Origin of the sequence: Pseudomonas sp. RSB 5.4 (genome assembly GCF_037126175.1) — a bacterium.
Taxonomy (GTDB): Bacteria; Pseudomonadota; Gammaproteobacteria; order Pseudomonadales; family Pseudomonadaceae; genus Aquipseudomonas; species Aquipseudomonas fluorescens_H.
Genome location: NZ_CP146986.1, coordinates 1,976,787 through 2,002,349, shown reverse-complemented (window position 1 = coordinate 2,002,349; position 25,563 = coordinate 1,976,787). Strand labels below are relative to the sequence as shown.

20 protein-coding genes are annotated in these 25,563 nt (G+C 61.8%); 6 read left to right on the top strand and 14 right to left on the bottom strand.

Going from position 1 to position 25,563, the window contains the following annotated elements; genetic code table 11:
• The first annotated feature begins 204 nt into the window (after nucleotides 1–204).
• On the top strand, nucleotides 205–3,828 hold the full coding sequence (locus V9L13_RS08775; protein WP_338802221.1) for a hypothetical protein: 3,624 nt from the start codon (nucleotides 205–207) through the stop codon (nucleotides 3,826–3,828).
• Nucleotides 3,829–3,914: 86 nt separating this feature from the next.
• Here the strand turns inward: V9L13_RS08775 and V9L13_RS08770 are convergent, their stop codons facing one another.
• From V9L13_RS08770 to V9L13_RS08740, 7 genes are all read right to left on the bottom strand, one after another.
• The gene (locus V9L13_RS08770) at nucleotides 3,915–5,552 is read right to left on the bottom strand and encodes a BatD family protein (protein ID WP_338802220.1); all 1,638 of its coding nucleotides are present in this window, start codon (nucleotides 5,550–5,552) and stop codon (nucleotides 3,915–3,917) included.
• Nucleotides 5,549–7,291: a tetratricopeptide repeat protein gene (locus V9L13_RS08765; protein ID WP_338802219.1), complete on the bottom strand. Its 1,743-nt coding sequence runs from the start codon at nucleotides 7,289–7,291 to the stop codon at nucleotides 5,549–5,551. Before V9L13_RS08765 ends, V9L13_RS08770 begins: the two co-directional genes overlap by 4 nt.
• On the bottom strand, nucleotides 7,288–8,367 hold the full coding sequence (locus V9L13_RS08760; RefSeq protein ID WP_338802218.1) for a VWA domain-containing protein: 1,080 nt from the start codon (nucleotides 8,365–8,367) through the stop codon (nucleotides 7,288–7,290). The genes V9L13_RS08765 and V9L13_RS08760 overlap by 4 nt, the downstream gene beginning before the upstream one ends.
• The gene (locus V9L13_RS08755; protein WP_003225681.1) at nucleotides 8,360–8,857 is read right to left on the bottom strand and encodes a DUF4381 domain-containing protein; all 498 of its coding nucleotides are present in this window, start codon (nucleotides 8,855–8,857) and stop codon (nucleotides 8,360–8,362) included. Before V9L13_RS08755 ends, V9L13_RS08760 begins: the two co-directional genes overlap by 8 nt.
• Complete coding sequence (locus V9L13_RS08750) at nucleotides 8,854–9,798, bottom strand: DUF58 domain-containing protein (protein ID WP_103520886.1); 945 nt, start codon at nucleotides 9,796–9,798, stop codon at nucleotides 8,854–8,856. Before V9L13_RS08750 ends, V9L13_RS08755 begins: the two co-directional genes overlap by 4 nt.
• A gap of 5 nt (nucleotides 9,799–9,803) precedes the next feature.
• Complete coding sequence (locus V9L13_RS08745; protein ID WP_003218556.1) at nucleotides 9,804–10,763, bottom strand: MoxR family ATPase; 960 nt, start codon at nucleotides 10,761–10,763, stop codon at nucleotides 9,804–9,806.
• Between the two features lie 394 nt (nucleotides 10,764–11,157).
• Nucleotides 11,158–11,511, bottom strand: coding sequence for a hypothetical protein (locus V9L13_RS08740; RefSeq protein WP_003225678.1), 354 nt, complete (start codon nucleotides 11,509–11,511; stop codon nucleotides 11,158–11,160).
• 505 nt (nucleotides 11,512–12,016) lie between these two features.
• Here V9L13_RS08740 and V9L13_RS08735 point away from each other — a divergent pair.
• Entirely contained in the window at nucleotides 12,017–16,912 is a 4,896-nt protein-coding gene (locus tag V9L13_RS08735; RefSeq protein WP_338802217.1) for an NAD-glutamate dehydrogenase, read from the top strand.
• A gap of 165 nt (nucleotides 16,913–17,077) precedes the next feature.
• Here the strand turns inward: V9L13_RS08735 and V9L13_RS08730 are convergent, their stop codons facing one another.
• The 4 genes from V9L13_RS08730 to V9L13_RS08715 form a co-directional block, all read right to left on the bottom strand.
• Complete coding sequence (locus V9L13_RS08730; protein ID WP_338802216.1) at nucleotides 17,078–17,791, bottom strand: ATPase; 714 nt, start codon at nucleotides 17,789–17,791, stop codon at nucleotides 17,078–17,080.
• 242 nt (nucleotides 17,792–18,033) lie between these two features.
• Nucleotides 18,034–18,435: a cupin domain-containing protein gene (locus tag V9L13_RS08725; protein ID WP_103486381.1), complete on the bottom strand. Its 402-nt coding sequence runs from the start codon at nucleotides 18,433–18,435 to the stop codon at nucleotides 18,034–18,036.
• Between the two features lie 198 nt (nucleotides 18,436–18,633).
• Complete coding sequence (locus V9L13_RS08720) at nucleotides 18,634–18,927, bottom strand: putative quinol monooxygenase (RefSeq protein ID WP_003225668.1); 294 nt, start codon at nucleotides 18,925–18,927, stop codon at nucleotides 18,634–18,636.
• A 123-nt stretch (nucleotides 18,928–19,050) separates the two neighbouring features.
• On the bottom strand, nucleotides 19,051–20,484 hold the full coding sequence (locus V9L13_RS08715; protein WP_338802215.1) for a PLP-dependent aminotransferase family protein: 1,434 nt from the start codon (nucleotides 20,482–20,484) through the stop codon (nucleotides 19,051–19,053).
• A 312-nt stretch (nucleotides 20,485–20,796) separates the two neighbouring features.
• Between V9L13_RS08715 and V9L13_RS08710 the strand changes: the two genes are divergently transcribed.
• On the top strand, nucleotides 20,797–21,237 hold the full coding sequence (locus V9L13_RS08710) for a carboxymuconolactone decarboxylase family protein (protein ID WP_338802214.1): 441 nt from the start codon (nucleotides 20,797–20,799) through the stop codon (nucleotides 21,235–21,237).
• Nucleotides 21,238–21,394: 157 nt separating this feature from the next.
• Here the strand turns inward: V9L13_RS08710 and V9L13_RS08705 are convergent, their stop codons facing one another.
• The gene (locus V9L13_RS08705; protein WP_338802212.1) at nucleotides 21,395–21,709 is read right to left on the bottom strand and encodes a hypothetical protein; all 315 of its coding nucleotides are present in this window, start codon (nucleotides 21,707–21,709) and stop codon (nucleotides 21,395–21,397) included.
• Nucleotides 21,710–21,916: 207 nt separating this feature from the next.
• Here V9L13_RS08705 and V9L13_RS08700 point away from each other — a divergent pair, with 207 nt between their 5' ends.
• The 3 genes from V9L13_RS08700 to V9L13_RS08690 are packed head-to-tail and all read left to right on the top strand — an operon-like array spanning nucleotide 21,917 to nucleotide 24,100.
• Nucleotides 21,917–22,582, top strand: coding sequence for a secretin and TonB N-terminal domain-containing protein (locus V9L13_RS08700; protein WP_338802211.1), 666 nt, complete (start codon nucleotides 21,917–21,919; stop codon nucleotides 22,580–22,582).
• Complete coding sequence (locus V9L13_RS08695) at nucleotides 22,579–23,130, top strand: RNA polymerase sigma factor (protein ID WP_003225656.1); 552 nt, start codon at nucleotides 22,579–22,581, stop codon at nucleotides 23,128–23,130. Before V9L13_RS08700 ends, V9L13_RS08695 begins: the two co-directional genes overlap by 4 nt.
• A gap of 31 nt (nucleotides 23,131–23,161) precedes the next feature.
• The gene (locus V9L13_RS08690; protein WP_338802210.1) at nucleotides 23,162–24,100 is read left to right on the top strand and encodes a FecR family protein; all 939 of its coding nucleotides are present in this window, start codon (nucleotides 23,162–23,164) and stop codon (nucleotides 24,098–24,100) included.
• A gap of 336 nt (nucleotides 24,101–24,436) precedes the next feature.
• On the opposite strand, the gene V9L13_RS08685 is transcribed toward V9L13_RS08690, so the two are convergent.
• Entirely contained in the window at nucleotides 24,437–25,045 is a 609-nt protein-coding gene (locus V9L13_RS08685) for a prepilin-type N-terminal cleavage/methylation domain-containing protein (RefSeq protein WP_338802209.1), read from the bottom strand.
• Nucleotides 25,042–25,494: a type II secretion system minor pseudopilin GspH gene (gspH, locus tag V9L13_RS08680; RefSeq protein WP_145597036.1), complete on the bottom strand. Its 453-nt coding sequence runs from the start codon at nucleotides 25,492–25,494 to the stop codon at nucleotides 25,042–25,044. Before gspH ends, V9L13_RS08685 begins: the two co-directional genes overlap by 4 nt.
• Nucleotides 25,495–25,563 lie beyond the last annotated feature (69 nt).

The window sequence follows — 25,563 nt, the reverse complement described above, 5'->3', positions numbered from 1 at the left end:
AAATGATGGGCGGCTAAAGAGAGGGGAGTTTACTGGCAAACGGGCGGACTTGCCCAAAGGCTTGAAAGATCAGGAGGTCATGGCCGATGCCGTCTGTCGCTACTGTCAGATCTGACAGTAGCGGTCCGACAGCATCGGGTGATGGGATAGCGCGGTCGCCAAGGCGTCAGGCCGGGGCTTTCTGTCACTTGAGGAGTTGCTTGTATGAAAACGCAATCACCATCAGCCTCTACGTCTTCCGATCCAGGCGTGAGCGCGCTCAGGCCCATAAGGATCACCAAAGCCACGACTCCCGTGCAGGGCTATGACGGTGGTTTGCCGGTGGACGCTGTGGCGCGAGGCGTCGAGTTTCTGGTCTCTCCCTGGCTGGTCATGAAGGCGGGTGATCTGCTTGAGGTGTTCTGGGGCGACCGGCAGACGCGGGTCTGGAGCAAAGACATCGAGACGGAAGATGAAAACGAAATCGTCAAAGGGGTCATCGATGAGGGGCATATCCGCAGGGGGGACGCCTATCCGGTTTTTTATCGAGTGACCCGGCCGTTTCAGGAACCTGAGTCAACACCGCTGCAAAGGTTTTTGGTCAAACTGGATCGCCCCGGCGGCTTCGATGACGACCTGTCAATGCCCGGCCACCAGAACCTGCGCTACCACATCCCCAAAAGCATCATCGACAACGGCGTCGGCCCCGAGGAGGCCGCGGCGGGTGTGCCGATCACGATCCTGCCGTATCCCTTCATGCGTATCAACGACCGTGTCAAAGTGGCGTGGGGCCGCGTAGAGAAAGAGGTCTATGTCGAGCAAAAGCATATTGACGACCCTGACGACAACCCGCTGATCGTGACCATCGATCAAGCACTGATCGTAGAGGCGGCCGACAGCGCCGGGGTGATGGTGATGTACCAGGTGATCGATGAGTGTGGCAACTATCCCGATCCACGTTCCCCGTGGTCGGCACCAAACCTAGTCGTGGTGGATCTGAAAGGAAATCGTCTCGATGCGCCTATCGTGCTGGAGGCCGATCCGCAGACTTACGAAATCGACCTCGACAAATTGAACGATGACGACGTGAACGTTCTGGTCAATACCCCCGCTGGCACCTTCCAGGAGCAGGACGTCGTCGCTTTGACCTGGCGAGGAATCAACGCCGAGGGCGCATCGATCGACCATGGCCCGGTAGAGCTGCCGGTGACACGAGTCGGTGTTGCGCTGATGTTCACTGTCCCGAACGACAAGGTACGAGCCATTGCCAAAGGCCGGGCCAGTGTCTCCTACATACTCAAGCGCACGGGCGTGGCCGATCGGCCGTTCAAGACCGTCGGCATTTCGGTGATGGGGGAGACCTTCCGACTGCCGTCTCCTACGGTGGACGAAGCCCCTGCCGGTACGCTGAACCCGGACGAACGCTGGGCGACCGTGCGCATTCCATGGTTTGCGGGACGCGCCGCCAGTGACCTGTTGACGCTGATCTGGGAGGCCACGCGTCCCGGCGGCGGCATCGTCTATTACGAAGACCCGCGCCCGGTTGGTGATGTGCCGGAGGACGAGCCGGTGTTGCGCAATGTCTCGAACGCGGAGATCCAGCGTTTCGACGGCTTGAAGGTCTCGGTGTTCTATACCGTCGCCAACGATGATAAGGCGACATTCAACGTGCGCGAGTCGTTGCCGTTCGAGATGCTGGTGGGCGAGGTGCAACCGCTGTTCGTGACGCCGCGCGTGGAAGAGGCGGTGCCTGGCACGTCGTTGATCGATCCGGAAGCCGTCCCGCCGCTGGGCTGTAAATTGATTGTGCCGTATCTGCAGACACTGCCCGAAGACCTGGTGAATTATCGCTGGCGCGGTACGGGCGGTAACGGCAGCACCACTGGCTCACTGCCTCTTACAACGCAAACTGCGGGTAAGGAAGTGCCGTTCACGGTGCCTAAACAGTTTGTGACCAACAACCTCAATCGGCGGATTGTCATCGACTATTTCATCGTGCGTAACGGCAAGACCCTGGGTTACTCCTTTCCACTGACCTTGCGGGTCGGCAATGCCCTGCTGGATTTCGATCCTCCCTCAATTGACGACGCGCGGGGTGACCAGATTGATGCGAGCGCGGTGCCATCCGTAGGTGCCACCGTGCGTCTGGCTGCGGCGTATGGCTTGAGGGTGGGCGACAGCGGCGAGATCCGCTGGATCGGCGGTGCCGGCGGCGGCACGGCGATCGTGCCGTTTCGCGTGGAGAGCGGAGAAGCGGGGCGCGACAAACTGGTCAGCGTGCCGCAGTCGGTGGTGTTGGCCAACGTCGGGCGGGAAATCTCGCTGGATTGCACCGTAGTGCGCCAGCCCGGTGGTCGCCAGTATTCGCGGGTGGCGGTTTATGACGTGCGTGCATCGCTGGGGACGGGACGCTTGCTGGTGATGGGCGCGCGCTCGCGCGGTAATTACCAGATGTATGGCGGCGGGACTGCGTGGCTGACCGCGCTGGATGCAACCACCCGCCAGCCGGTCAGGGCCTGGTGGCGTTATAACGGCGAGGAGGGCGAGGTCAGTGGCACGACGTTCCGTGACACTCGACCGGACCGGCTGCTGCATGTGCGGATAAGTGATGATCAGGTGACGATCAATCCGCAGAACCTGTGCGGGAACGGGAATTTTATATCCGGACAGGACGCAAACAACGCGGCCTTTGCGGCACGGACTGAGCGTGGAGCTCTGGTGGCATGGGGTAAGCCTGCCCGTGGTGGGGATCTGGGGGATTCGTTACCGGCCATTGCCGATGCCATATCGCTGAGTGCTTGCGGTTATGCCTTGGCGGCACGTCAGGCCAGTGGTGCGGTGGTGGCTTGGGGGCTGAGGGGGATGGGGGGAGACGTGCCGGAACCCATCAGTCCTTTGCGCGATATCGTAGCGGTAAGCGGCAACGGTTATGCGTTTGTCGCGCTACGTCGCGATGGGAGTCTAGTGGCGTGGGGAGATCCTGGTTCTGGGGCAACACTTCCAGAGCCGATAGCTGGCCTGAGGGATGTTGTCAAAGTTATTGGCAGCCTCTACGCCTTTGCTGCGCTTCTGTCCAATGGGTCGGTGGTGGCTTGGGGGCACCAAAGCTTCGGAGGTAATGTGCCTGAGTTCATCGGGAAAATGACTGACATCGTTGATATAGTCGCTAACGCCTACGCCTTTGCTGCTTTGCGTGCCAATGGTGCGGTAGTGATGTGGGGTAGCAGCTGGTATGTGAGCCCCCTGCCAACCGAGATTGAAATGCTTACAGACATTACTGAGTTGACCAGTACCTACCGAGCATTTGCTGCGCGACTCAGTGATAACAGTGTTGTTGCCTGGGGGCACGGGAGGTGGGGGGCAAGCGTTCCTAAACCAATCGCAGAGCGCACTGATATAAGGACGGTAACGAGTTGCAACGATTCCTTCGTTGCACTGCTCGAAAGTGGGCGCGTAGTGGGATGGGGCAACGTGGCAATTCCGCAGCGGGTTGCAGTACTGATTGACATCGTCCAGGTGGTATGCGGAGGAGTTGCTTTTGCCGCATTGCGGGCCAACGGCACCGTGGTAGCCTGGGGCGCTGCAGATCGAGGTGGTGAAATCCCGGACGCCATTGCGGCCAGACTGGTCAACGTCCGCGCCATTTATGGCAACACCCATGCCTTTGCCGCGCTAACCTCCAGCGGCGAAGTCGTGACCTGGGGGCGTGGCCCGGCCGGCGGTGACAGCGATGCCGTCGCCGACCAGCTCAACGGCAAAATCTTCTACGAAGCTACCGCGCTGTCCCGTGGTTTGGGAATGCGTGAGACGCGACTGCTTGAAGCGGCAGCAAGTGAACAAACCTCATAACACCGCCAACGCCTGAAAGATCGCAGCCTGCGGCAGCGCCTACGACTAAATGTAGGAACTACCGCAGGCTGCGATCTTTTTGCTGTTTACTTCGGATAAAGCGGCGGCAACCCACTGTCACCCACCGGATCCTGCACCCGCTCGGCCGCCGGAATGGTACGGATCGCCCGCCACAAATCCTCACCCTGCCAATGCTGCCCGGTCTCGCTGTACAGCGCGCCATTGAGCCCGTCCAGCGCATCCGACAACGGCACAAACCGCGCCGCCATATCGGCCAGCGTTTCCGGCTGCTGCCGCGCCCACGCATCCAGCGCCTGCCGGGTCGCTTGGGGATCATTCGCCTGGCACGCCCGTTTGATGTCGTCCAGCAAGGTGCGCGGGCTTGGCCCGGTTTGGGCGGCGCGATGCACCGCCGGTTGCCAGCGCGCGCGCCACCACAGGCCGAAGCCGAGCAGGGTGGTGCAGGCGAGGATCAGGGTGCTGAGTTTCCACCACCACAGCACATCGTTATCGACGACGCTCGGTTGCAGATTGCCGGCCGGGGTGTCGACCTGCAGGCTCGGGTTGTTCGCCACTTGCAGGGTGCGCGCCGGCAGGCTGGTGTGTTCCAGATGATCTTCGAAGGTGTTCCACCAGATCACGTCGACGCTCGGCAACTCGATCGCACCGCTGCGGCTGGGCACCAGCGCTTCGCGTTCTTCACGGCTGCCGATCAGGCCGCGCTCGCCGCTCTGGTTGCTCAGCACCGGTTGATCCGGGTAACGGCGCAGGCCATTGGCGTCGGTGGCGGGCAGGGCCGGCAGTTGCGAACTGGCCAGGCCTTCGGCTTTCAGGGTCAGGCTGCGGGTCAGGGAGTCGCCGACCTGAGTGTGATCCGGCTCCGGGTTCCAGCTTTCGCTCAGGCTCAGGCTGCGGGCGGGCAGCCAGGGTGCGTCGGCCGGGTAAGTCAGCGGTTTCGGTTTGACCGTCAGCGGAATCTCCGAGGAACTGACGCGCAACAGCTTGCCCGGTTTCGGGCCTTGTGCGGTCGCGTCCTGGGCGGGCTGGGTATCGACCAGCGTGGCACTGAACGTCTGCGGGGCGATGGTCAGCAAACCGCTGTGCTGCGGATAGATCGCGTAGCGCATCTCGATCACGCCATGACGCACGCCGTTGATGTCTTTCTCGTAGGTGCGCGTGTCGCCCAACTGCTCGATGCGCGCATCGGCGATCTGCAACGGGGTCAGGCTGCTGTCGTCGTACAGCGACACCGAGTGATAGATGCGCAGGGTCAGGATCGCTTGTGCCTGCACATACACGCTGGACTGGTCGAGACTGGCCTCGATGAACACCGGATCCGGATTGTTTTTCTCTTCGCGGGTATCGCTCTCGACCACTTGCACGGTGATCGGCTGGCTCTGCACCTCACCCAGTTGCAGCGGCGGAATGGTCACGCTGCCGTTCTCTTTCGGCAGCAGGGTGATGATCCAGCGCGTGGTCGCACGGTTGTCGCCATTGAGGGTGTTCAACTGGTTGACCTGGCGCGTGCCACGCACCTCGAACAACGGCTCCAGCGGCGTCAGGTCGGGCTTGCCGAACTGCGTGACATCGTTGGTTTCGAGGGTGAGTTCGACCGTCTCGCCGGTGTTCAGGCGACTGCGATCCACGCTGGCCGTCAGCTCGGCCGCCTGGGCGGTGGCCATGCAGATCAGCAGGGGCAGCAAGAGAGCGGTGAAGCGGGTCATCGAGTTTTTCCCTGATCCTGATGTTGTTGCTGTTCGTACCAGAATTTGCGTCGCAGCAATTCCCCCGGGTTGTCCGGAATCTTGCCCAGCCATTGTTCCAGTGCCTGACGCTGTTCGCCTTCGAGGGTGTCCTCGCCGGGTTGCAGGATCGGCGCAGTATTCGGTGATTCATCCGGCGGGTTGCCCGGCACTTCGTTGGGTCCCGGTTGCGGTGGTGTGGTCGGCGGCGGTTCGTTGGCCGACTCGCCGGGCTGGGCCTCGCTCGGGGTGTCACTGTTGACCGCCGGTGGCGGCGCGGTCGCTGGCGGTGGTTCATCGCCGGGTACGTTCGGCTGGGCCGTTTGCGGCTGCGGCTGCGGCTCGGCCGGCGGCGGGGTGTTCTTCTGCTTGAGCAGGTTTTCCACCAGAGCCTTGTTGGTCAGCGCTGGACGCAAGTCCGGTTGCAGTTCCAACGCTTGTTCGTAGGCATCGATGGCCGCTTCCAACTCGCCACTTTTCGCCAGGGCGTTGCCACGATTGTAGTGGGCGCGGGCATCGCTGCCTTCGGCGAAACGCTGAGCGGCGCCACTGTAATCGCCGGCTTCGTACAACGCCAGCCCTTGCCACTGGTGATCTTCGAAGTGCTCGGCGGCTTCGGCCGGGCGCTTCTGCTTGAGCAGGTGCAGGCCCTGTTGGTCAGGGCGCAGCCACAGGTCTTCGAAGTCGAAAGCGTAGCTCGGCTGGGGCAGACAAAACAGCAATGGCAGACAGAACAACCAGCCACGGCGTCCGGCGCAAGCGGCCAGCAGCAACAGTGGCAACAACAGCCAGTAACCCTGATCGGCCCAAGTGTCGAGGCGCACGGTCTGGCCATCGTTGCGCAGACTGCGCGGGCCATCGAGCAGGCCGAGGGCGCGCAAATCGCTCTCGTCCAGCCGCGCACTGTGGTAGTCGCCGCCGATGCTGGCGAGGAACGCGCCGAGGCTCGGGCTGTCGAGTTGCGGCACGCGGATCGCGCCTTGTTCATCCTTGAGGAAACTGCCGTCCTCCTGAGCAATCGGTGCGCCTTCAGCGGTGCCGATGCCGAGCATCAGCAGTTGCGCCGATTGTTTGCCGAGGGCGCGGCGGATGCCTTGGCGTTCTTCTTCACTCAGCGACGAGCCGATCAGCAGAATCCGCCCCTGACCGAGGGCGCCTTGCTTGAGCAATGTCAGCGCCTTGATGACCCCGAGGTCAGCGCGGTTGCCGCTTTCCGGCATCAACGACGGCTTGAGGGCGTCGAGCAGATTGCGACTGGTCGCCAGGTCATCCGACAGCGGCACCAGCGTGTGCGCACTGCCGGCGTAGACGACGATCGCGGTCTGCGCATCGCTGCGTGCCTGCAACAGGTCGAACAGTTTGCGCCGGGCCTGTTCCAGTCGCGTTGGCGGCGAGTCGGTGGCGAGCATTTCCGGGGTCAGTTCCAGCACGACGACCAGCGGATCGGCAGGCTTCTGGCTGGTCTGTTCGACCCGCTCCCAGCTCGGTCCGAGCAGGGCGACGATGGTCAGCAGCCACGCCACGCCAAGGGCGATCCACGGCAGCTTGCTGTCGCGCCCGCTGCCACCGCTGAGCAGGGTCGAGTGAAACGCCGGCGGCAGAATCATCTGCCAGCGTCCGGCACGTTTCTGTCGGTGCCAGAGTTGCCAGATCAGCCAGCCCAGCAGCGGCAGGAGCAACAGCCACCAGGGGCGGAACCAGTGCGGCCAGAGCGCGATCATCGGCGCCTCCGCAGACGCAAACGCTTGAGGCGTTCGCGCCAGTCAGGCAGCGGACTTTGCAGATACAGCTCCTTGGTGAACAGGCGTTGCAACGGGTTGTCCGGCCACAATTCACGGGCGACCAGCAGCAGACTGAACAGCAAGGCCAACGCCAGCGGCCACTGATACAAGGCTTGTGCGGGGCGCGCCTGGGTCGGTTGCTGAGTGACCGGTTCGAGCTGGTCGAGGGTGTTCTTGATCGCTTGCAGCTCTTTACCATCGCGGGCACGAAAATACTGACCGCCGGTGGCCTGGGCGATGGCTTTGAGCGCCGGCTCATCGAGATCCAGGCTCGGATTGACCCCAAGCAGGCCGGTGCTGCCGCTGGCTTCAGGGTCGGCACCGATGCCGATCGGGTAGATTTTTACGCCTTCGCTGGCAGCCAGTTTTGCCGCGGTCAGAGGATCGATTTCGCCGCCGTTGTTGGCGCCGTCGGTCACCAGGATCAACACTCGGCTCTGTGCCGGACGCATGCGCAGGCGTTTCAGCGCCAGACCGATAGCGTCGCCGATGGCGGTGTTTTTGCCGGCGATGCCGATACGCGCTTCATCGAGCCAGACGCGCACGGTGTGGCGGTCGAAGGTCAGCGGCGCTTGCAGGTATGCCTGACTGCCAAACAGGATCAGACCGACACGGTCACCGTCGCGGCTTTCAAGAAAGTCGCCGAGCAGATGCTGGACCAGCGTCAAGCGGCTGACATCTTCGTCCTGCCACTGCATATCGGGGAAATCCATCGAGCCGGAGACATCCACCGCCACCAGCAGATCACGCCCACTGGCGGCTATCGGCAACGGCTCGCCCAGCCACTGCGGGCGCGCGGCGGCAGTCAGCAGCAACAGCCACAGCAGCAGGAGCGGTGCTTGCTGGCGCCACGCCGGCAGATGGGCTCGGGCACGCCGACGGGCGAGGCCTTCCAGATCGCTGAGGAAACTCACTTTCAAGGCTGGCTCGCCGCTGTCGGCCACCGGCAGCACGAGGCGCATCAGCCACGGCAGCGGCAACAGCACGAAGATCCACGGCCAGGCAAACTCAAACATGCTTGCGGATCCAGGTGTCGACGGCTTGGGTCAGGCCGGCAATGGCTTTGTCGTCGAGTTTGCACTCGGGTTTGTAGGCGCCTTCGACCAGTACCATCCAGCGCGTCAGGCCGGCTGCCGGGCAGCGGTTGTCGAGAAACGCCAGCCATTTGCGGCCGTTGAGCGTGTGGCTCTGGCTGTAGGGGTAATGGTTGCGGCACAGGCGTTTGAGCAGGCCATTGAGTTGTTGCAGCCAGGCGCCGGCGGGTGCGCCGTCGTAGGGTTTGGGCATCTGCGCCAGTTCGGCGAGGGCGGCGATGCGCACCGGGTCGAGCGGTTGTTCGGCGCGCACGATCGGGCGTTTCTTGATCGGAATGAACCGGCGCAGGCGCCACGCGGCGAAGCCGAGCAACGGTAACAACAGAAGCAGCAACCACCAGCCCGGCGCCGGCGGCCAGAAGGCAATCGGTGGTGGGGAAATCAGCGGCTGCAGTTGTTCGAGGCCGTTCATCGTCCTGTCCCCGGACGCTGCGGATTGAGAAACTCGCGCATCTGCTCGACCATCTCGCTTTGCGTGCTCAGCGGCATCAGCAATACCCGCAGTTTCTGCGCGAGCAGCTCCCAGCGGGCGATGCGTGCTTCGGCCTGGGCGCGATACGTCTGGCGCAGCTCGAAATTCAGCGTGTCGAGTTCCAGTTGCGCGCCGCGCTCGGCGAATCGTAATAGCCCGGCGGCGGGCAGGGCGTGATCCAGCGGATCGGACAGCGGCAGCAGCAGCAAGTCGCAGTGCCGTGACAGCAGGCTCAGTTGTTGTTCGGCGCTGTCCGACAGTGCGCGCTCATCGCAAATCACGATGGCCAGGCTGCCCGGGCGCAGCACCTCACGCGCGCGGCGCAGGGCCACGCCAAAGGCATCGTGATCCGGTTCGCGTTCGGTATGCAGCGACTGGTTGACCTTGACCAGGCGGTTGAGCAATTGCAGCAGGCTTTGTTTGCTGCGCCGGGGTTTGATTTCGTAGTGCTCGTTGTCACCGAACACCAGCCCGCCAACCCGGTCGTTGTGGCCGAGGGCCGCCCATCCGATCAGCGCCGCCACTTGCGCCGCCAGCACCGACTTGAACATCAGCCCGGAGCCGAAAAACAGCCGGGTGCTTTGCTCGACCATGATGAAAATCGGGCGCTCGCGTTCTTCATGGAACAGCTTGGTGTGCGGCTCCTGGGTGCGCGCCGTCACGCGCCAGTCGATGGTGCGTACGTCGTCGCCGGCCTGATAGACCCGCACCTGATCGAAGTCGACGCCACGGCCACGGAATTTCGAGTGATGCAGACCGATCAGCGGACTGCGCTGACTGGGTGTGGAAAACAGCTGCACTTCGCGCACACGGTGGCGCATCTCGATCAGGTCGGTGAGGCTGATGCGGATGCCCGGTTCGGACGGCAGGGGGGCGTTCATGGGGGTCAAGCGACGGCTACGACGTCGAGAATCCGCTGCACCACCCGATCCTGATCGATGCCGGCGGCTTCGGCTTCAAACGACAGAATGATGCGGTGACGCAACACGTCGAACAGCACGGCCTGAATGTCCTCGGGGCTGACGAAATCGCGACCGGCCAACCACGCGTGAGCACGGGCGCAGCGGTCGAGGGCGATCGAGCCGCGCGGGCTGGCGCCGTAGGCGATCCACTCGGCCATTTCCGGGTCGAATTTGGCCGGCGTGCGCGTGGCCATGACCAGTTGCACCAGGTATTCCTCCACGGCGTCGGCCATGTACAGACCGAGGATTTCCTTGCGCGCGGCGAAAATCGCTTGCTGGCTGACCCGGCGCTCGGGTTTGGTTTCGCCATTGAGGGCTTCGCCACGGGCCTGTTGCAGGATGCGGCGTTCGACGGCGGCGTCGGGGAAGCCGATTTTCACGTGCATCAGGAAGCGGTCGAGCTGCGCTTCGGGCAGCGGGTAGGTGCCTTCCTGCTCGATCGGGTTCTGCGTGGCCATCACCAGAAACAGCGGTGACAGTTCATAGGTGCTGCGGCCGACGCTGACCTGCCGTTCGGCCATGGCTTCGAGCAGCGCCGATTGCACCTTGGCCGGCGCACGGTTGATTTCGTCCGCCAGTACCAGGTTGTGGAAGATCGGCCCTTGCTGGAACACGAAACTGCCGGTTTCCGGGCGATAGATCTCGGTGCCGGTGATGTCGGCCGGCAGCAGGTCCGGGGTGAACTGGATGCGATGGAACTGGGCTTCGATGCCCTCGGCGAGTTCTTTGATCGCTTTGGTCTTGGCCAGACCCGGAGCACCCTCGACCAGCATGTGGCCGTCGGCGAGCAGGGCGATGAGCAAACGCTCGATGAGTTTTTCCTGGCCGAGAATCTGCGTTGAAAGAAAGGTTCGCAGCGCCAGCAGCGCTTCACGATGTTCCATCGGTGACTGTTCCTGGAAAGGGTGGCCGCAGGCGTTCGGATAACGCCGTGGCTGGGGGCGTTACTTTAATCCATCGAGGGGGGTGGCGACTAACGGCATTTTGCGCAAAGTGCGGGAAATGACTGGGGGATTTGTTGGAATTTTGTAGCCGGAGAAAGGTGCAGTGTTCTTCCGGGCCTCTTCGCGAGCAGGCTCGCTCCCACATTTGAACGGCGTACACCCGTCAATGTGGGAGCGAGCCTGCTCGCGAAGGGGGCAGTCCAGACGACATCAAATTTCGCCCCATCGCTGGCAAGCCAGCTCCCACAGGTATCAGCGGTGCGAATGCGATTTATGCAACACATCGGTCCTTGTGGGAGCTGGCTTGCCAGCGAAGAGGCCGGCTCAGGCACCCTCAAATCTGGCTGATATAGGTCCCGGTGCCATCCAGAATATTTTTCAGGGTTTCTTCAACTTCAGCCAGATCAACCATGTCCGGATTGAAGGTAATCTCCAGCACATCATCGCCATTCAGCGCATCGGCATCCGCCGCCGCGATCTCGATCTTCAGCAGAGTCTTGGTCAGGGTGACTTTCACGCCGTCCAGCGTCGAAGGCTCGCCATCCAGGGTGATCTCCAGCTCATCCTCGTCCGGATAGCGGCTCATCAGAAACATGTCGCCCTTGTCGCTGTGGCAGCAGAGCATGGCCATGTTGTCTTCTTCGTCGTCGCACGGGTTGACGATCAAAAGGGCGGTGGTCATTTGCATGGGGAATTCCTGCCTCGGCGGGCGTGTTGGTCGCAATTGGGCGCGATTCTGCCAGTCCTCGGGAATTTCTGCATGTGAGAGTGTCAGAGGATGTGTCGTGAACGCGACACAGGTCAATGGTCACTTCTGGCACAGATGTACCGTAAATACGGGCATTCGAGCCGGCGTTTTGCGCCATGAATGCTAGTGTTTATCGGTGCCGAACCCCTTGTTTACGTGCCAATGACCGAATATGTCGCAGCACCGCAAGCAGACACATTGTCGCACCCATTAAGCTGCGCAACGGATGAGCACCCGTAAAGGCATTGTCGGCAGCCCTGACAGTCGTTTTTGCAGATGCTCATTCAATGGAAGGTGAATGTGACCTGAGTGTCGTGTCCAGCTTCACCCACCTGTCACCCTGTTTCCTCTGCCCGAGAATCAGGAACAGGGCGACGGAGGCCCCGAAAGGGGTTTTGCAAGCGACGCTTTCCATCAATAACAAGCCCCAAGCGGAGTACCACAGATGGCGTTCTTCACCGCAGCCAGCAAAGCCGACTTCCAGCACCAACTGCAAGCGGCACTGGCGCAGCACATCAGTGAACAGGCACTGCCACAAGTGGCGCTGTTTGCTGAACAATTCTTCGGCATCATTTCCCTGGACGAGCTGACTCAACGTCGCCTCTCCGACCTCGCTGGCTGTACTCTTTCTGCGTGGCGCCTGCTTGAGCGCTTCGATCACGCGCAACCGCAAGTGCGCGTCTACAACCCCGATTACGAACGTCATGGCTGGCAGTCGACCCACACCGCGGTTGAGGTTCTGCACCACGACCTGCCGTTCCTGGTCGACTCGGTCCGCACCGAGCTGAACCGCCGCGGCTACAGCATCCACACCCTGCAAACCACCGTGCTCAGCGTACGTCGTGGCAGCAAGGGCGAGTTGCTGGAAATCCTGCCGAAGGGCAGCACCGGCGAAGGCGTGCTGCACGAGTCGCTGATGTACCTGGAAATCGACCGCTGCGCCAACGCGGCCGAACTCAATGTGCTGAGCAAAGAGCTGGAGCAGGTGCTCGGTGAAGTGCGCGTCGCGGTCGCTGATTTCGAGCCGATGAAGGCCAAGGTGCAGGAGATCCTCACCAAGCTCGATCACAGCGCATTCGCCGTCGATGCCGACGAAAAGACTGAAATCAAGAGCTTCCTGGAATGGCTGGTGGGCAACCACTTCACCTTCCTCGGCTACGAAGAGTTCACCGTTGTCGATCAGGCCGATGGCGGCCATATCGAATACGACCAGGATTCCTTCCTCGGCCTGACCAAACTGCTGCGCACCGGTCTGACCGACGAAGACCGTCACATCGAAGACTACGCGGTGAACTACCTGCGCGAACCGACCCTGCTGTCGTTCGCCAAGGCTGCGCACCCGAGCCGCGTACACCGTCCTGCCTACCCGGACTACGTGTCGATCCGTGAAATCGACGCCGACGGCAACGTCATCAAGGAACACCGCTTCATGGGCCTGTACACCTCTTCGGTGTATGGCGAGAGCGTGCGGGTCATCCCGTTCATCCGTCGCAAGGTCGAAGAAATCGAACGCCGCTCCGGCTTCCAGTCCAAGGCTCACCTGGGCAAGGAACTGGCGCAGGTACTCGAAGTGCTGCCGCGTGATGACCTGTTCCAGACCCCGGTCGACGAGCTGTTCAGCACCGTGATGTCGATCGTGCAGATCCAGGAACGCAACAAGATCCGCGTGTTCCTGCGCAAAGACCCGTACGGTCGCTTCTGCTACTGCCTGGCCTACGTGCCGCGCGACATCTATTCCACTGAAGTGCGCCAGAAGATCCAGCAGGTGCTGATGGAGCGCCTGAAGGCCACTGACTGCGAGTTCTGGACCTTCTTCTCCGAGTCCGTGCTGGCTCGCGTGCAACTGATCCTGCGTGTCGATCCGAAGAACCGCATCGACATCGACCCGTTGCTGCTGGAAAAAGAAGTGGTACAGGCCTGCCGCAGCTGGCAGGACGACTACGCCGCACTGACCGTCGAAAGCTTCGGCGAAGCCCACGGCACCAATGTGCTGGCGGACTTCCCGAAAGGCTTCCCGGCCGGCTACCGCGAGCGTTTCGCGGCGCATTCGGCCGTAGTCGACATGCAGCACCTGTTGAGCCTGAACGAAAAAAATCCGCTGGTGATGAGCTTCTATCAGCCGCTGGGCCAGGTGTCCGGCCAACGCGAGCTGCATTGCAAGCTGTACCACGCCGATACCCCGCTGGCGCTGTCCGACGTGTTGCCGATTCTGGAAAACCTCGGCCTGCGCGTGCTGGGCGAGTTCCCGTACCGTCTGCGTCACACCAATGGCCGCGAGTTCTGGATCCACGACTTCGCGTTCACCGCGGCTGAAGGTCTGGAGCTGGACATCCAGCAACTCAACGACACCCTGCAGGACGCGTTCGTCCACATCGTGCGTGGCGATGCCGAGAACGATGCGTTCAACCGTCTGGTGCTGACCGCCGGTCTGCCATGGCGCGACGTCGCGCTGCTGCGTGCCTACGCCCGTTACCTGAAGCAGATTCGTCTGGGCTTCGACCTGGGTTACATCGCCAGCACCCTGAACAACCACACCGACATCGCTCGCGAGCTGACCCGGTTGTTCAAGACCCGTTTCTACCTGGCGCGCAAGCTGGGCAGCGATGATCTGGAAGACAAGCAGCAGCGTCTGGAACAAGCGATTCTGACCGCACTGGACGACGTTCAGGTGCTCAACGAAGACCGCATCCTGCGTCGCTACCTGGACCTGATCAAAGCCACCCTGCGCACCAACTTCTATCAGACTGATGCCAACGGCCAGAACAAGTCGTACTTCAGCTTCAAGTTCAACCCGCACGCGATTCCAGAGCTGCCGAAGCCAGTACCGAAGTTCGAAATCTTCGTTTACTCGCCACGCGTCGAAGGCGTGCACCTGCGCTTCGGCAACGTTGCCCGTGGTGGTCTGCGCTGGTCCGACCGTGAAGAAGACTTCCGTACTGAAGTCCTCGGCCTGGTGAAAGCCCAGCAAGTGAAGAACTCGGTCATCGTGCCGGTGGGTGCGAAGGGCGGCTTCCTGCCGCGTCGTCTGCCACTGGGCGGCAGCCGTGACGAGATCGCGGCCGAGGGCATCGCCTGCTACCGCATCTTCATCTCCGGTCTGCTGGACATCACCGACAACCTGAAAGACGGCGCGCTGGTGCCGCCGGCCAACGTCGTGCGTCATGACGACGATGACCCGTACCTGGTGGTGGCAGCGGACAAGGGCACTGCAACCTTCTCCGACATCGCCAACGGCATCGCCATCGACTACGGCTTCTGGCTGGGTGACGCGTTCGCTTCCGGTGGTTCTGCCGGTTACGACCACAAGAAAATGGGCATCACCGCCAAGGGCGCGTGGGTTGGCGTACAGCGCCACTTCCGCGAGCGCGGCATCAATGTTCAGGAAGACAGCATCACTGTGGTCGGCGTCGGTGACATGGCCGGTGACGTGTTCGGTAACGGCCTGTTGATGTCGGACAAGCTGCAACTGGTGGCCGCGTTCAACCACATGCACATCTTCATCGATCCGAACCCGAACCCGGCGACCAGCTTCGTCGAGCGTCAGCGCATGTTCGACCTGCCGCGTTCGGCCTGGACCGACTACGACACCAGCATCATGTCCGAAGGCGGCGGCATCTTCTCGCGCAGCGCGAAGAGCATCGCCATCTCGCCGCAGATGAAAGAACGCTTCGACATCAAGGCCGACAAGCTGACCCCGACCGAACTGCTGAACGCCTTGCTCAAGGCGCCGGTGGATCTGCTGTGGAACGGCGGTATCGGTACTTACGTCAAGGCCAGCAGCGAAAGCCATGCCGACGTGGGCGACAAGGCCAACGACGCACTGCGCGTGAACGGCAACGAGCTGCGCTGCAAAGTCGTGGGCGAGGGCGGTAACCTCGGCATGACCCAACTGGGTCGCGTGGAATTCGGTCTCAATGGCGGCGGTTCCAACACCGACTTCATCGACAACGCCGGTGGCGTGGACTGCTCCGACCACGAAGTGAACATCAAGATCCTGCTGAACGAAGTGGTTCAGGCCGGCGACATGACCGACAAGCAACGCAACCAGTTGCTGGCGAGCATGACCGACGAAGTCGGTGGTCTGGTGCTGGGCAACAACTACAAGCAGACCCAGGCTCTGTCCCTGGCGGCGCGTCGTGCCTACGAGCGCATTGCCGAGTACAAGCGTCTGATGAGCGATCTGGAAGGCCGTGGCAAGCTGGACCGTGCCATCGAGTTCCTGCCGACCGAAGAGCAGATCAACGAGCGCGTTGCGGCAGGCCATGGCCTGACCCGTCCCGAGCTGTCGGTGCTGATCTCGTACAGCAAGATCGACCTCAAGGAGCAGTTGCTGAACTCGCTGGTGCCGGACGACGACTACCTGACCCGCGACATGGAAACGGCGTTCCCGCCGACCCTGGTCAGCAAGTTCTCCGAAGCCATGCGTCGTCACCGTCTGAAGCGCGAGATCGTCAGCACCCAGATCGCCAACGATCTGGTCAACCACATGGGCATCACCTTCGTTCAGCGACTCAAAGAGTCGACCGGCATGAGCCCGGCGAACGTGGCCGGCGCCTACGTGATCGTGCGTGACATCTTCCACCTCCCGCACTGGTTCCGTCAGATCGAAGCGCTGGACTACCAAGTAAGCGCTGACGTGCAACTGGAGCTGATGGACGAGCTGATGCGTCTGGGCCGTCGCGCTACGCGCTGGTTCCTGCGTGCCCGTCGCAACGAGCAGAACGCTGCCCGTGACGTGGCGCACTTCGGTCCGCACCTCAAGGAGCTGGGTCTGAAGCTCGACGAACTGCTGAGCGGCGAAATCCGCGAAAACTGGCAGGCGCGTTATCAGGCTTACGTCGCGGCCGGTGTTCCGGAGTTGCTGGCGCGTATGGTGGCGGGTACCTCGCACCTGTACACCCTGCTGCCGATCATCGAAGCCTCCGACGTGACCGGGCAGAACCCTGCCGAAGTGGCCAAGGCCTACTTCGCCGTGGGCAGTGCGCTGGACATCACCTGGTACCTGCAACAGATCAGCGCGCTGCCGGTTGAAAACAACTGGCAGGCCCTGGCCCGTGAAGCGTTCCGTGATGACGTGGACTGGCAGCAACGTGCGATCACCATCTCCGTCCTGCAACAGGGCGACGGCACGCTGGACGTGGAAGCACGTCTGGCGCTGTGGATGGAACAGCACGAAGGCATGATCGAGCGCTGGCGCACCATGCTGGTGGAAATCCGTGCGGCGAGCGGCACTGACTACGCCATGTATGCAGTAGCCAACCGTGAGCTGCTTGACCTCGCGTTGAGCGGGCAGGCGGTGGTGCCTGCGGCTGCTGCGAATGCCGAGCTTGAACTGGCCTGAGTAGTGGTTGAATGAAGAAGCCCCGGTGTCGTGAGATGCCGGGGCTTTTTTGTGTCTGTGGGTTTTGTGTTGCCTGGTCTGGCCCCTTCGCGAGCAAGCTCGCTCCCACATTTGAAATGCATTCCCCCTGTGGGAGCGAGCTTGCTCGCGAAGAGGCCCTCTGGATCAATACAAGTCAGGTGCTTGTTTGTTATCCAGCATCGACACTTTATCTGTCGGTCTGGTCAATAAATTATTCAGCGACTGATCAAACTTCTGCAGCGCCCGAACTTGTACATCTTCCTGTTGATTGATATCGGCCACGATCTCTTCCGAACGTTTGAAGTCTGCCCAAACGGGTGTCAGTTCTTTGGCCTCCGAACCTTTCGCCGTACCGATGTAGTTCAACTTCGCATCATAAAAATCCGCACTGACATCGGCTTTGATGTCGGAACTGCGCGAAGTGATCAACTGGCTGTGGGCGTCGACGATCGCCACCACATCGGGATGCGCCGCACGCAGGCTTTGCATGTCCGGGTACACCGTCACCGAGCCGAACTGCCGTTGCAGCGAGGCCTTGACCCAGTCCACCGCCATGTCGGGTTTTGAGGTGGCGACGTAGGCGTCGTGGATCGGCTGCACCAGCAGGCTCTGGCCGAAACCGGTGCCGGCGTTGGCCTGGTAGTTACGCAGGTATTCGCGGTTGGTCTGGGTGCTTGGGCTGTAGACCACGCCTAACGACACGCCGGGGCCACTTTTTACCTGAGCGGCGCTGCTGCGGCCGACCGGTTGGGTGAACAGGGAATCGAGGGACGAGACCGCTTGTGGCGCGGTGGGTACTGAACAGGCGGACAAGGCTAAAACCGATATCGCCAAGGTGCTGGCAAACGCAAGTTTCATGGTGAGTCTCCCGTGAAGCAACTTCAGTCGGAAAGTCGTTGTTGTCGCGGCTGTTTGTGATGGGCGCACGACAGTTAACTCAGACTAAACCCGCCAAGCTGTAAATAACCTGACAATTTCCCCGCTTATGATCGTGCGATAGTTTTATTTGCTTTAAGTCGAATCGGTTAATTGCCTGGGGAAATAAAAAAGGCGCGAAACGATGTTTTGCGCCTTTTTATTTATGGCTGTGCAAACAACCATCAGTTTTTCAAGGGGATCAGCACTTGCTCGTCCGGGGCCAATACCATGAACACCAGCAACTTCGCCGGTTTGGTTTGACTGGCGTTTTTCGACACCAGATGTTCGGAACCGGCCGGTTCGTACCAGAACTGGCCCTTCTTGTAGGTGATCGCCTGTTCACCCTTGACCTGGGAAATCACTTCGCCCTCGAGCACGTAGGCCATCGCGGTGCCGTCATGTTTGTGGGCGATGGACGATTGTCCGGGCTGGTAATCGACTTCGATCATCATGGCTTTCTTGCCGGGGGCGTTTTTCAGCATCTGGTCTTGCAGCACCGTGACTTTCTCGGACGGATCGTGGGCCAGCGCAGCGGCAGACAGGGACAGGGCGAGAGCGGCGGTGAAGAGGTGCAGGGCTTTCATGGCGGATCACCTGTGGGAGGAGGGGGTGGTGATCACAGTAGTCTGCGGGGCGGGGTATTCAAACGGCCAATATTCGGGAAGATTGGGTGACCAATCAGTCGTTCGTCGGTGCGGCTGAATACGCCTTCGCGAGCAAGCCCGCTCCCACAGTTGATCGCATTCCAATGTGGGAGCGGGCTTGCTCGCGAAGGGGGCAGATCAGACGATGGGGAAACTGTTGAAATCCACACTGTTGGCCAGACGGCTATCAATCAGGTCTATAAAGCCCTGCGCCTCAGGCCGGTTGAAGTGCGCCTGCATCGCCGCTTCCGACTGCCAGCGCGCACTCACGGTCCAGCGCTGGCTGTCCTCGGGGCAGCGGTCGACCATATAGGCGTCGCAGCCCGGTGTCTGGCGCAGGGTGTCGACGATCTTCTGCAACTGCCGGCCAAGTTCTTCCGAACGGCCGGCGGCGGCGCGCACCTGCACGGTGTTGATCACTTCGTTGGACATTGCTCACACTCCTGAATCAGGCCGGACGAATCCTGCTCATTGAGGGATAACGCCAGTGCAGAATAGGCCTGCACCCCGTGATCACCAATAACCAATCGGCGGTTAATCGCCCAGACCAATGATTCACGCCACTTGTTGCAGAATGTCGCGCAGGCGATCCAGAGCGGTGTCGATGTCGAGGGTTTCAATCGCACCGAAGCCGAAGTACAGGCCGCTCTTCACCGGTTGCTGGTAATGGAATCCGTCGATGGAATACAGCCCGACCTCGACTTTTTTCGCCAGTTCGATCACCAGCGGCAGGTCGATCGGCACCTTGCACAGCACCGCCATGTGGAACCCGGCACTGGGCGGTATCGCCTCCAGCCACGGCGACAGATCCGTCGCCATGCGCGCCAGAATTCGCTCGCGGCGCTGGGCGTAAATCGCGTGGCAACGGCGGATGTGCTTGAGCAGGCAACCTTCAGCGATGAACTTGGCCAGCGCCCATTGCGGCAGGGTCGAGGCGTGCAAGTCGGTGAGTTGTTTGGCGCGGATCACCGCTTCGAGAATCGCCGGCGGCAGGATCGCGTAACCCAGGCGCAGCTCCGGCAGCAGGGTCTTGGAGAAGGTGCCGACGTAGGCCACGATACCGCGCTGGTCGAGGCTGAACAGAGAGTCCGTCGGCCGCCCTTCGTAGCGGAATTCGCTGTCATAGTCATCCTCGATGATGATCGCGCCCAGCTCATGCGCCCGGGCCAGCAAGGCCTCGCGGCGCGCCTGGCTCATCGGCATGCCCAGCGGAAACTGGTGCGACGGGGTGACGTAAATCAGCCGCGTACCCTCGGGAATCTGTTCGACCACAATGCCTTCGGCATCCACCGGGATTCCGACCACTTCGGCACCGTGGGTGCCGAACAGCAGGCGCGCCGGCGGATACCCCGGGTCCTCCATCGCCACCCGACTGCCGGGGCTGATCAGCACGCGGGTGATCAGGTCCAGCGCCTGTTGCGCGCCGTTGCACACCACAATGTCTTCGTCCTGACAGTTGATCCCGCGCGAAAACGCGATGTGCCTAGCAATCGCATTGCGCAGCGCCGGCAAACCCTCGGGCACGCTGTAGAAGCCTTTGGACCCGGCCATCTGGCGCATCGCGTGCGACACGCAGCGGCGCCAGTCGTCATGCGGGAACTGGCCCTTGCTGGTGGCGCCGCCGATGAAGTCATAGCGCAACGAACCTTCCAGCGACGGGTGGCGCAAAAACACCGGCAGATTGCGCCAGCGCTCGATCACCTCGGCGCTGGCCAGTTCGGTGTGGCTTTGCTTGCGCTGAATCTGCGCCGGGCGTGCATTGACGTAGGTGCCTTTGCCTATCACCCCGGTGAGGAAGTTTTCGTAAGTCAGCTGCGCGTAGGTGTCGGAAATGGTCTTGCGCGAGATCCCCAGTTGCTCGGCCAGCAGACGGCTGGGCGGCAACTGCGTACCGGCGGCCAGACGCCCGGACTCGATGGCGCCGCGCAGCTGGTTGTACAACTGGCCGGCGAGGTCCTTGCGGCCATTGATCACGACGTGAAGTTCCATACCGACGCGGCTCCGGGGGGCGAATTGAATGCCCGCCAGATTACTCCGCTTTGCCTGTTCGTCAGTAGATGCGCAGCGGAAAATCCCCAAATTGGCCCCAATCCCTGTAGGAGCTGCCGAAGGCTGCGATCTTTTGACTTTGATTTTTATAAACAAAAGCAAGATCAAAAGATCGCAGCCTTCGGCAGCTCCTACAGGGGATTTGTGTGGCCGGGCTTTCAGTGGTGTAGCGATATTCCGTGGAATTGGGGCTGTAACGCCGCCAGCTCTGCGCTTACCGTGAACTCATCATTCCGCTTCCCGAGACCTGCCATGTCCCCGCGTCTGGACTACTACAACGCATCGCCCAAGGCGATGAAAGCGATGATCGCCATGGAGGCGCTGACCAGCGACCTGAGCATCGAGGCGCCGCTGTTGCAACTGATCAGGATCCGCGCCTCGCAGCTCAATGGCTGCGCGTTCTGCACCGACATGCATTCGGTGGACGCGCGGCGGGCCGGGGAGAGTGATCGGCGTTTGTATGCGATTGCGGTGTGGCGCGACAGCGGCTTTTTCAATCCGCGTGAACGCGCCGCGCTGGGCTGGGCTGAGGCCGTGACGCTGTTGGCGGAAAGTCATGTGCCGGACGAGGTTTACCAGTTGGCCAAAGCGCAATTCAGTGAGGCGGAACTGGTGGATCTGACCATGGCCGTCACCACCATCAACAGCTGGAATCGCCTCGCAGTAAGCTTTCGCCAAACCCCCAGCGACTGAACAACACAACACCTGTGGCGAGGGAGCTTGCTCCCGCTCGGCTGCGCAGCAGTCGCAAAACCTTTGCATGCGGTCTGTCAGTTAAAACCGGTTCGGCAGATTTGGGGGCGCTGCGCACCCCAGCGGGAGCAAGCTCCCTCGCCACAAAGTTTGGTCTTCAGTTTGGTGGGCGCTGCGGTTTCACCGATGTGCCAAACGTATTCCCCATCCGCGTACTGGTCGCCGCCGGCGTCGCCAGCCCAACCTGATTCGGTGGCCGCTTGTTCACCGGCACATTCAGTGCTTCCTGATTTTTCTCAGCGGCGGCAGCGCCCTCGGGATTGTTGCCCATCTGCTGACTCAGGCAATCGTAATTCGGCGCCTTGTAGCCGCCCACCGTCACCTCCACACAGCCCAGCGGCTGTTCGGCGTGGGCACTGGCGAAGGCGCTCAGCAGCAGCCCGCCGAGGGCGATTTTCCACAGTGATTTCATGCAAGCCTCCTGGCCGGCCCGAAGCGGCCGTTCTCTGATTGCAGTCTAGTGCAAGCCTTGCGCGAATCCCGTGATGGTTTTTTTGCACCGCCCGTCACACCAGATTCATAAACAGCCATCAGGATGACGGTTTTCAGGGGTACGTCAGCCGTGCAGCGAGGCAGTTCCAGGGACGGTCTTCAGCGTTCAGCGACTCTTGTGCACCGGGTGAGTCTGGGGCTGCTGCTTGGCTGGTTGAGCAGTGCTGCGACAGCCGAACCCGCGCCCGCCGACTTGCGCATGACGCTGCACATTCCGGCGCAGGATCTGGCCCGGGCGCTGGATCAGTACAGCCATGCCACCGGGGTGGCGGTGCTGGTCGACAGTCAGTTGAGTCGTGGCCGGCGCTCATTGGCGGTCGACGGCGAATACACCGCTGCCGACGCCTTGCGCCGTTTGCTCGGCGGCAGTGGCCTGATGGCGCGTTACGCCCGCGACGATGCGTTCACGTTGCAGGTGGCGCAGGTCGAGGACGTGCCGTCGGTCCTGGACAAAACCACCCCGGCCAGCGCCGCCGTGAGTCGCAGCTACGCCACCGCGGTGCAAGCGGCGATCGAGCGCAACCTGTGCCGTTCGCCACTGACTCGCCCGGGCAGTTATCGCGCGGTGTTGCAGGTCTGGGTCGGGCGCGACGGCGTGGTGCAGCACAACCGGTTGGTCACTTCGACCGGTGATGAACGGCGCGATACCGCGCTGGTGGAGAGCTTTCGCAATCTCAGGATCGACCGGCCGACGCCCAGCGCGTTGCGTCAGCCGGTCACGTTGCTGTTGTTACCGGAGTCGTCAGGGAAACGCATGGAATGCACCAAATGGGAAGGAGTTTCCGGGGGATGAAAGACACCGGACAAGGTTCGATGGTCCAGCTGTTCCTGACGTCCTACGAGGACTTTCGGGTGCGCTTGCGCCGCCGTCTCGGCTCGGAAGACCTGGCCAACGACGTGCTGCACGAAACCTACCTGCGGGTCGACCGCATGGAGACGCCGCCGAACCTGCTGCGGCCCAATGCCTACCTCTATCGCATGGCCCTGAACATCGCCGCCGACCGCCGTCAGGCCGATGCGCGCCTGCTCACCGGCGAGGAAGTCGAAGAGCTGCTGCAAATCGGCGACGAGGCGCTGGACCCGGCGCGGGTGGTCGGTGGGCAAAAGGAAATCCAGTCGCTGCTCAGTGCCCTCTACGAGCTGCCCGCACGACGTCGCCGAATCTTCATCGCGGCGCGGCTGGAGGAGGCGCCGCACCTGGAAATCTCGCAGCGCTTCGGCATTTCCACGCGCATGGTCGAGAAGGAAATCAAAGCCGCGTTGGGGCACTGCGCAGCGAAACTGGAAAGAAAAGTGTTTCAGCGGTTCGGTCGCGGGGCCGGAAAACCGTCATCTGAATAGTGCCCGATCAATTCGTTGAGAATCTGCGCGTTTGAACATCTTTCGACTGACACCTGCCAAGCCATCGGCGGCCGACAATCTGCACAACGAAGCTCACGACTGGTTGGTCCTGCTGACCTCGGGCCGCGCCACAGTGGCCGACGCCCGGGCGTTGCGCGACTGGTGCGCGCAAAGCGCCGAACATGCCCGCGCTTTCGAAGAGGCCAAGGTGTTGTGGCACAACCTGCAGCCTGCCGCTGAAATGCTGCAATCGCCTCGGCGATTTGGCCGGCGCGCGTTTCTCGGTGGCGCCATCGCGGCGTCGGCGGCGTTTTTGCTGGTGCGCGGAACGATTCCCGGAGGCTTTGGTGGCCTCGGCGCCGATTACATCACTGAAGTCGGCGAGCAGCGCCGGGTCGAACCGGCCGATGGCGTGAGCCTGGAACTGAATACACAAACCCGCATCAACCAGCGCTCCGGCGATGACGGCGTGCAGGGTTTCGAACTGGTCAGCGGCGAAGTCGAAGTACAGACCGCGCGGTTGCCACTGGCGATGCAGGCCGGAGGCGGGTGGTTGCGGGCGAGTCAGGCGCGGTTCAACCTGCGTAACACCGATCAGCAAGTGTGCGTGACGTGCCTCGATGGTTCGGTGGACGTCAATGTCGATGGCCGCAGCCTGCGCCTGCAGCCCGGTGAACAACTGACCTACGACGCGCAGCAAGTGGGCGCAGTGCAAAGCGTCGACACCGCCGCAGTGATGAACTGGCGCCAACAGGTGCTGGTATTCAACGGCGCGACCCTCAGCCAGATGATCGACGAGATCAACCGCTATCGCCCAGGCATGCTGCTACTGCTCAACCGCGAACTCGGCCAACGCCGCGTCCAGGCCCGCTTCAGCCTCGACCAACTCGCCGGCGTCGCCCTGCTGATCCGCGACGCCTACGGCGTCAAATGCACCGAACTCCCCGGCGGCGTCGTCGTCCTCAGCTAACCCAATCCACCAACCCCACCACCCCCTGTGGGAGCGAGCTTGCTCGCGAAGGCGGCCTTCCAGCCAACTCATCTCTCTCAGACTGCATACCATCCACTTGTAGGAGTGAGCCCGCTCGCGATGACGGCCCGACAGCCGACCAATACCTACCGGCTTGTGGGAGCTGACCTACCAGCGATGACAGCCCCCAAGCCAACCACTCCCCAACTGACCAAACCCAATCCAATTGTGGGAGCGGGCTTGCTCGCGAAGGCGTCCATTCAGCCAAATCATCATCAACTGACCCACTGCATTCGCGAGCAAGCCCGCTCCCACAGGTTTTTGCAGTGATTCAGATTATTGCAGCGGCCCCATCACCTGCCGATACCGCTCCACCCCCTGCGCCGTCTCCCGCGTCAACCGCACCTCCAACCCCAACGGATCCTCCCGCCGATTCCCACTCAACTGCCGCCAACCCTTATCCACCTCCCAAACCCGCACCTGCACATCACTCACACCTTCCAACACCGCCACCCCGCCAGTCGGCGCCGGCAATGGATACCGACTGCGCGCCTCAGCCACCGCCCGATACAACGTATCCCCCTTGACCCACCAGCGCACCCGCTGCAAAGCCCCAGGCTGATCCGCCGCACTGCGAATGATATCCAGCCGAAACCCCTTGCTATTACTGCTCCGCACAGTAATCGCGGGCGGCGCCGTCGGCGGCTCATCATCCACACCAACCTTCTTCGGCTCAGTCAACTCCACACCCGCGCGCATCTCCACATCACGCTGCAACTGATTCAACGCCCGCAACAAACTGTCGCTCTGCTCACTGCTCGCCTGCAAATGACTGTCCGCCCGCGTCACACTGTCCAGCCCGCGCCAGGCAATCAAACTGACCACCGCCATCAACAGAATCGCAACCATCACCTCGATCAGGGTAAAGCCCCGTTGGTCGTTCATTGCACACTGATCCTTCCACTGGCATCACGCAGCACACTCAGCCGATTGAGCCCATCAGACAGGGTCAATTGCAGCGGCGGATTGATCCACTCGGCGTTAAGCACCACCTTCTGCTTCGGCTCCACCCGCACCTCCAGCTTCGGACTCTGCCAGGTGCGTGGCCGCAACTGCGGATCATCCTTGAAATGCTCAAACCCCCGACCACTGTCACTGCGCCGACTGAACCGAAAGCCCTTGCCATCACTCACCCAAACAATCGGCCGACCATCCGCCCGCGCCTCCGCCTGCGCCACTTGCAGCAACTGCGCCACACGCTCGGCATCCTTGCGCAGCAACTGCAGCGGATCCGGCTTGATACTCAGACTGATCGCCGCACTGGCAATCCCGATGATCACCAGCACCACCATCAGCTCGATCAGCGTAAAACCCTGTTGCTTGCCCACCTTCATCGGTTGCGCGCTCCGTTGCGTCCTGCCCCGTCCCAAAAAACCATCCTGCACGGCCAACATGTAAGACGT